The sequence below is a fragment of the Myxococcus sp. AB025B genome (genome assembly GCF_006518215.1).
GTDB lineage: Bacteria > Myxococcota > Myxococcia > Myxococcales > Myxococcaceae > Myxococcus > Myxococcus fulvus.
Genome location: NZ_SRLW01000412.1, coordinates 1 through 6,975 on the forward strand (window position 1 = coordinate 1; position 6,975 = coordinate 6,975).

Here is a 6,975-nt window from a genome sequence, read left to right on the forward strand (position 1 = left end):
GCTCTGGAGCGGGTGCGCTCAGGGCGTTGGCGGGCGGGGGCCAGTTCGGAACACGAAACCCGGGTTGGGTGGGCGTCTCCTCGGGGGATTTCGTCGTGATGGCCGTGCTCCGGGAACCGGGGTGGTACCCCACTATCGCCCGATTCGCGGCGGCTGGCAGGTGTGTTGCCGTGCCTGGAGCTGAAGGAGCGCCTTCCTGGTGGCTTGCTCCCCGGGCGCCGGCCTGCCCTGTCGCTGGTTGTCCATGGGTGGGCAGGCCCCATCTTCCAAGGACGAAGGGAGGCCGTGACCATGCGTCGTAGAGCGGCTGGGATGGCGGTGACGGTCGCGGGCTTCTGCGTCCTGTTGTGCGGCGGGGGTTGCACGGCGAACGCGCAGTCGAACGAGGCCCCGAAGACGACCTCGGCGGTGGCGGAGCCGCGGCGTCAGGCTGCGCCCTCGGCGGGCGAGGTGTCCGAGCTGTGGAACAGCATCTCGGGGCTGCGCGCGGAGGTGCGCGAGCTGCGCCAGGAGGTCTCCAGGCTGCGGGCCCAGGTGGACGCGGGAGCGCGCCGCGGCACGGGCGCCCAGGCACAAGGCACGGGCGCCCAGGCACAAGGCACGAACGCTCAGGCACAAGACACGGGCACCCAGGCACAGGGCACGGGCGCCCAGGCACAGGGCACGGGCGCCCAGGCACAAGGCACGGGCGCCCAGGCACAAGGCACGGGCGGCTCGGGCACCGAGCCACGCCCGGAGGACGGCACGGGGACGGCGCGCGATGTCCCGCCCGCGGGAACGACCGTGCCGGCGCCGGTGGGGACCGCGGTGGTGAAGGCCACATACTCGGGCGTGGTGCGCTCGGTGGCGCCGCCGGAGGTCGTCATCGGACAGGACTCCGGTGAGGCGCTGACGCTGGAGGTGGGCCCCCGGACGCGCGTGCTGCGGGAGGGCCGGAGCATCGGCGTGCGGGACCTGGACCCGGGAGACCGCGTCTACGCCGTGGTGGACATGGTGGGCCGACACGAGACGATCGAAATCTCGGTGGTGCGGAAGGAGGACCCCCAGGACTGAGGGCGCGAGGTCCGCTCGCGTCAGCCGTCCGCTCCCAGCCTCGTCGTCGCACGAAGGGAGGTTCCCGTCATGACGGCCTTTGACCGATACCGCGCACTGCTGCGCAAAGTCTCGAATGTGCGAGCGCGACATCCGGAAGGTGGCTCGCCCGAGGAAGATGCCTTGCTGGACGACCTGGACGACGTCTGGTCGGAGATGAGCGAGGGTGAGCGCGCCGCGGCGGCTTCCGAGCGCGCCCAAATCCTGGGGCTCTCGGAGTCGGAGGACTCCGCCCCGCCGCCCCCGGGCTGATTACTTGCGAGCCGTGGGCATGGGCGTCCCCCGCGTCCCATGCCCGTCGCCCGCGGGAGGCCGCGCGGCCTCACGAGGCTTCATCCGGGCTCGCAGCACCGCGCGCGTGTAGTCCACCACCGACGCCAGCGACAGCAGGGCGATGAGCGCCACCAGCGGGCGCACCGCCGGGGGGAACAGCAGCACGCACAACAGCGCGAGCAGCTGCAGCGAGGTGACCACCTTGCCGAGCATCCGCGCCTTGAGCTCCACGCGCCGCAGGGCGGGCACCCCTCGCGCGACGACGAAGCCCACCGCGGTGCCGATGTCGCGCACGAGCAGCAGCAGCACCTCCGGCAGGGACACCAGCCCGTCCAGGTAGCACACGAGGATGGCCGTCACCATGAAGGCGCGGTCGGCCACCGGGTCGATGAGCGCGCCCAGCCGCGTGGCCAGCCCCTTGTTGCGCGCAATCCACCCGTCCAGGAAGTCCGACAGCGCCGCCAGCACGACGAGCGTCGCCCGCACCCTCGCGTCGGGCACGAGGATGAAGGCCGCCGCCATGGGCAGCCGGGACAGCGACAGGATGTTGAGCAGCACGAGGCTCGCCTGGCGGCGCATCTTCTCGCAAAGGTAGTGCTCGCCCGTGGTCACGCACCTGCCGTGGAGGACGGGCTGTCGTCGTTCCACCGGTCGTCACCCGGACAGAGGGCAGGCGACCTCACCGCCCCGCATTCGAGGGCTGCGAGGGAACTTCCAGCCGGCGACAATCCTCCCAGCAAGAGCCCCGAAGCCTCCTGGAGTCCCACGCTCGTGATTGCCCCCGAACACCCGCCCGTCCTCCCTCGCCGCTCCTGGCTCCTGGTCGCCGCGCTCCTGGGCCCGGGCCTCGTCGGCGCCGCCCCGTCCCTGGACGTGCGAGGCGAAGTGCTCACGAGGACCGTCGCCCAGGCCCCTGTGTCCGACGCGGAGCCCCGGGCCCCCACGCGCGAGGAGCTCGCCCGCTACACGTGGCTGTCGAAGGACGCGCGCATCCGTCCGCTGGACCTCGCCGTGCCCCCACCGGAGGGCTACACGCGGGTGGGCGTGGAGGCGGGCACGTTCGCCGCGTGGCTGCGCGGCCTGCCCCTGCGCGCGCCGGGGACGCCCGTGCTGCACTTCAAGGGGGGACAGGTGTTGCCCGCGGACGACGCGAGGCTGGCCGCGGTGGCGGAGCTGGACATCGGCACGGCCAACCTCCAGCAGTGCGCCGACTCCGTCATCCGGCTGCACGCCGAGTGGCTGTGGTCCGCGAACCAGCAGGAGCGCATCGCCTACCGCTTCACCAGCGGCCACCTGGCCTCGTGGACGAAGTACGCCTCCGGCGAGCGGGCGCGAATCTCCGGCTCCAAGGTGACGTGGGTGAAGAGCGCGGCGGCGGACAGCTCGCGCGGCGCGTTCCGCGCCTACCTGGACCTGGTCTTCATGTACGCGGGCACGCTGTCGCTGGAGGGCGCCAGGGGCCGGCCCACGAAGGACGACGTGCGTCCCGGGGACTTCTTCGTGCTGGGTGGCAGCCCGGGACACGCGGTGCTGGTGCTGGACGTGGCGGCCGACGCGGGGGGCCGCCGCGTGGCGCTGCTGGGCCAGGGGTTCATGCCCGCCCAGGACTTCCACATCCTGTCAGGGGGAGGGGACACCGGGCCCTGGTTCCCGCTGGAGTCCGACGCGGTGGCCACGCCCTTCTGGAAGCCCTTCCCCTGGACGTCGCTGCGCCGCTTCCCCTGAAGGGAGGCCGCGAGCGCGCGCCCGGGCGCTACGAGTGCAGCGGCAGCCGGACGCCCGAGGTCTGCGGCGGCGGCGCGGCGGGCAGGTCCTGCTCCACCCCGGAGCCCGGCTTGCGCGTCAGGTACTGCACCAGGCTGTTGTGCTTGCCCAGGTACGTGTCGAAGCGGTTCACCCCGTCCTCGAGCAGCCCCGCCTGGTCCAGCGCGGCGTGCATCACCGGCAGGTTGTAGAAGGGCACGGACGGGAACGCGTGGTGCGTCAGGTGGTAGTTGCAGTTGAGCGGCGCCACGAAGAAGTTCTCCAGCAGCGTGCCCTTCACGTCGCGCGTCTCGCGCGTCTCGTCGCCCTTGGGCTCGATGTCCAGCGGGTGCTCACCCAGGGCGCGCATCCGGAAGAACGCCATCATCACCGTCGTCGTGGGCAGCACCCACAAGAGCAGCCAGTGCAGCCACGCGCCCGTCGTCACCAGCGTGGTGACCAGCAGCGCCACGTACGTCCAGTAGCGCACGTGCTCGGCGGCGCTGATGCGGGGCCTGGCGCCACCCAACAGCCGCCCCCAGTACGTCCAGGGCAGCACGACCTTCAGGTGGTTGGGCGCGTACAGGCCCAGCGCGTCGCCCACGAACACCGCCGCGGCGCGCAGCGGCGTGCGCGGGAAGTGCCAGGACGCGTCGTCCTGCATGGAGGCCCAGTACGGGTCCTGCGGCGTGTTGACGTACCGGTGGTGCTCCATGTGCTGGTGCCGGTAGCCCGCCGTCGTCATGTTCAGCGGGAAGGCGCACAGGAAGTCCGCCACCACGTCGCCCACCTTCCGGTTGGACAGGAAGTGGTAGTGCGCCGCCTCGTGCATCAGCGCCAGCATCGCGTGCTGCCGCGTGGCGATGATGAGCGCCGCGATGGGCCACGCCCACCACCGGTCCACCCACACCACCCCGGCGAACGCCGCCGCGATGACGAGCCACTGGGAGGCAAGCGCCCACACCGCCCGAGCATTGCTCACCCGCGACATCTCCCGGGTCAGCTTGGACAGCGCCTGGCGGTCGACGCGCCGCGCGATTTGGACATCCGCCTCGTCAACGACTTCGGCGTACATGAGGGGGCTCCTTCGTTTCACGAGCAAGCGGGGTATTCCAGGACTCTTTCTCGCAAGAACGGCCAGTATGGCAAGAAATTTCTCTCTGTAACGTACGCACGCCCTTTTCAAACAGCCAGAAGCAGTCCGCGAAAACCCCTTGGGGGTCAACAATGACTGCCTTTTGAAGCCCCAGGCGGGTGTGATTGGACTCTGGTGGGAGGGATTCGGTCACTGAAGTCAGACGCCAGACATGCGCGGGGCCCTGGAGACCGATGAAGGTCCACAGGGCCCCGGGCAACGACATGGGAGCTGTCACGCGCGAGGCGTGAGCGGGCTCAAGGCGTGGCGTCCCACTCCACCTTGAGGTGCCGCATCTGGCGCAGGACGATGCTCTGCCACGTGCCGTAGTCCTGGTTGGGCACCAGGCGCGGGTGGGCGACGGCCTCCACGAGGAGGCGGGTGGTGATTTGGGTCTGGAGGCGGGCCAGCGGCGCGCCCAGGCAGAAGTGGATGCCGCGGCCGTAGGTGAGGTGCTGGGGCGGCTTCTCGCGGTCCACGTCCAGCTTGTTCGCGTGCGGGCAGAGCGACTCGTCGCGGCTGCCGGCCGCGTACAGCAGCAGCAGCCGGGAGCCCTTGGGCAGTTGGATGCCGCCCACCTCCACGTCCTCCAGGGCGGTGCGAATCATGGCGTGCTGGACGGAGTCGAAGCGGCTGCCCTCCTCGATGAACTTGGGGATGAGCTCCGGGTCCTCCCGGAGACGTCCCCACAGGCCGTGCTCGAGCGCCAGCTTCCAGGTGTTGGCCATCAGCGCCGTGGTGGACTCGTGGCCGGCGGACAGGAAGGACGCGCCGATGGCCATCACCAGCTCATGCACGCTCAGCGCCTCGCCGTCCGCCTCCACCTCCACCAGGTAGCTGGTCAGGTCCTCACGGGGCGCCTTGCGCCGCTCCTCGATGAGGTTGACGCAGTAGCGCTGGAACTCCAGCACCCCCCGCGCCATCTCCGCCTGCTTCTCCGCGGGCACGTGCTCGAAGGTGAGCGACTGCCAGTCCGCGCTCCACTTCTTTATCTTCCACACGTCCTGCTGGGGCACGCCCATGACGCCGAGGATGACGTGGGCCGGCAGCGGATAGGCCAGCTGCTCCACCAGGTCCGCGTGCCCGTCCTTGGCGAAGCGGCCAATCAGCTCGCGCGCCATCTTCTCGATGAAGGGCTCCATCCCGGCGATGCGCTGCGCGGTGAAGCCCCGGTTCATCAGGCGCCTGAGGCGCGTGTGGTCCGGCGGGTCCATGCCCAAGAGCACGTGGGCGATGGGGAAGCCCTGCGACAGGATGCCCCTGGCCTCCTCCGTGAGCTGGGTGCCGCTCACCAGCATGTCCCGGTTGGAGAAGCGCGTCGTCTCCTTGAGGACCTGGAGGATGTCGTCGTGGCGGCTGACCAACCACATGCCGAGCATGGGGTTGAAGCTGACGGGCTCCTCCTTGCGCAGCCGCTCGAAGAACGGGTGGGGGTTGTCCACGTGCGGCCCCGCGAAGGGGTTGTACTGGGCGCCCAGGTGGGGGCAGCGCCCTGTCGGGGCGTGGGCCGGGACTCCGGTCTCTTCCTGCTTCTGAACCGTCACGGGCATGGTGTCACTCGCAGTTCGAGCGCGGGCCCCCCAGCTCACCGCTCGGACATGGGTTGATTGAGGCGTGGGCCTCGGCCATCGTCTTGACGAACTCCGTCTTGAACTCGGTCTTGCCGGTCAGGAACATGCCCAGGGAGATGACCTTGCCGAAGGTCTGCTGGACCATGTCCGCGCCCACGTAGACGCAGCCCTTGAACCACTCCGGCTTGCTGTTGTCGGACAGGTAGCGGCGCGCCTCCGCCTGGAGCTGCGAGTTGCCGATGTCCGCAATCATGAAGTAGGGGCCGGCCTTGGCGACCTGGCTGTAGATTTCAACGGCCCGCTTCATGTCCTCCAGGTTCAGCATGCCGCTGAACACCGCCACCAGCACGTCCTGCTGCTCGTGGCGAATCTGGTGCGCACCGAACTTCCATTCCTGTTGCTGCATGGGCACTCCCTCTGGGCTGGCCACACAAGCATACCGCCCGTGGCCCACGGGAGCGAGAATCCAGTCTTACCCTTCAAACCGCGACTTGAGGACGACCCTGGGTCTGGAATGGGACAGCGGGGGTGTCGCCCGGCACACAGCCGGGCCTCGCGTCTCAGCCCGCCTTGCGCTGCTGTCGGGCGCGGTGCTGGTCGACCCAGGTGCGCGCGTCCGCGAGGGTGTCGACGAAGGTGGTGTCGAAGCTGGTCTTGCCTGTGTAGAGCATGGCGAGCGAGATGGCCTTGCCGAAGGTCTTCTGGACGATGTCGGCGCCCACGTAGACGCAGCCCTTGAACCACTCGCTCTTGTTGTTCTCGGAGAGGTAGCGGCGCCCGGCGGCCTCGATTTGGGAGCGGCCGATTTCCGCGACGATGTAGTAGGGGCCCAGAATCGTGAACAGCTCCGCGTAGACCTCGGAGGTGCGCTTCACGTCGTCCAGGGTGATGGGGCCTTCGAAGGTCGCCACCGCCATGTCGGCCGATTCGATGCGAACGCGGTGCGCGCCGAACTTCCACTCCCGAGGCTTCTCCGCCATGTGCTCCCCCACCCAGAGGTCCTGTCTGTCCGAAGAATAACGCCCGCTCCCGGGCAGAAGGCAAACAGACGTCCCGAGTTGTGTGCCCGAAGTTCCAGGGAGACGTTTTTATCCACATGCACACGAATTACGTGGTGCCGGGGTGTTCGGGTGAGAACGGGGGCGGTGCGGGGGTGTTGAC

8 protein-coding genes are annotated in these 6,975 nt (G+C 69.6%); 3 read left to right on the plus strand and 5 right to left on the minus strand.

Annotation, left to right across the window (positions count from 1 at the left end):
• Positions 1-291 precede the first annotated feature (291 nt).
• Both FL311_RS39365 and FL311_RS46020 read left to right on the plus strand, forming a co-directional pair.
• Entirely contained in the window at positions 292-1,053 is a 762-nt protein-coding gene (locus FL311_RS39365) for a hypothetical protein (RefSeq protein WP_153882723.1), read from the plus strand.
• A 162-nt stretch (positions 1,054-1,215) separates the two neighbouring features.
• Positions 1,216-1,344, plus strand: a complete 129-nt coding sequence (locus FL311_RS46020; protein WP_255510403.1) for a hypothetical protein — start codon at positions 1,216-1,218, stop codon at positions 1,342-1,344.
• Here FL311_RS46020 and FL311_RS39375 read toward each other — a convergent pair whose 3' ends face one another.
• The gene (locus tag FL311_RS39375) at positions 1,345-1,944 is read right to left on the minus strand and encodes a CDP-alcohol phosphatidyltransferase family protein (RefSeq protein WP_141332793.1); all 600 of its coding nucleotides are present in this window, start codon (positions 1,942-1,944) and stop codon (positions 1,345-1,347) included.
• Between the two features lie 294 nt (positions 1,945-2,238).
• Here FL311_RS39375 and FL311_RS39380 point away from each other — a divergent pair, with 294 nt between their 5' ends.
• Positions 2,239-3,090 carry a DUF4846 domain-containing protein gene (locus FL311_RS39380; RefSeq protein ID WP_228557386.1) on the plus strand — a complete coding sequence of 284 codons (852 nt, stop codon included), beginning with the start codon at positions 2,239-2,241 and terminating at the stop codon, positions 3,088-3,090.
• Between the two features lie 28 nt (positions 3,091-3,118).
• Here FL311_RS39380 and FL311_RS39385 read toward each other — a convergent pair whose 3' ends face one another.
• The 4 genes from FL311_RS39385 to FL311_RS39400 form a co-directional block, all read right to left on the minus strand.
• Positions 3,119-4,183, minus strand: a complete 1,065-nt coding sequence (locus FL311_RS39385) for a fatty acid desaturase family protein (protein WP_141332789.1) — start codon at positions 4,181-4,183, stop codon at positions 3,119-3,121.
• A 317-nt stretch (positions 4,184-4,500) separates the two neighbouring features.
• Positions 4,501-5,793, minus strand: a complete 1,293-nt coding sequence (locus tag FL311_RS39390; RefSeq protein WP_141332790.1) for a cytochrome P450 — start codon at positions 5,791-5,793, stop codon at positions 4,501-4,503.
• Positions 5,794-5,797: 4 nt separating this feature from the next.
• The gene (locus FL311_RS39395) at positions 5,798-6,220 is read right to left on the minus strand and encodes an STAS/SEC14 domain-containing protein (RefSeq protein ID WP_141332791.1); all 423 of its coding nucleotides are present in this window, start codon (positions 6,218-6,220) and stop codon (positions 5,798-5,800) included.
• A 154-nt stretch (positions 6,221-6,374) separates the two neighbouring features.
• A complete protein-coding gene (locus FL311_RS39400; protein ID WP_141332792.1) occupies positions 6,375-6,794 on the minus strand; it encodes an STAS/SEC14 domain-containing protein in 420 nt (139 codons plus the stop codon).
• Between the last annotated feature and the right edge of the window lie 181 nt (positions 6,795-6,975).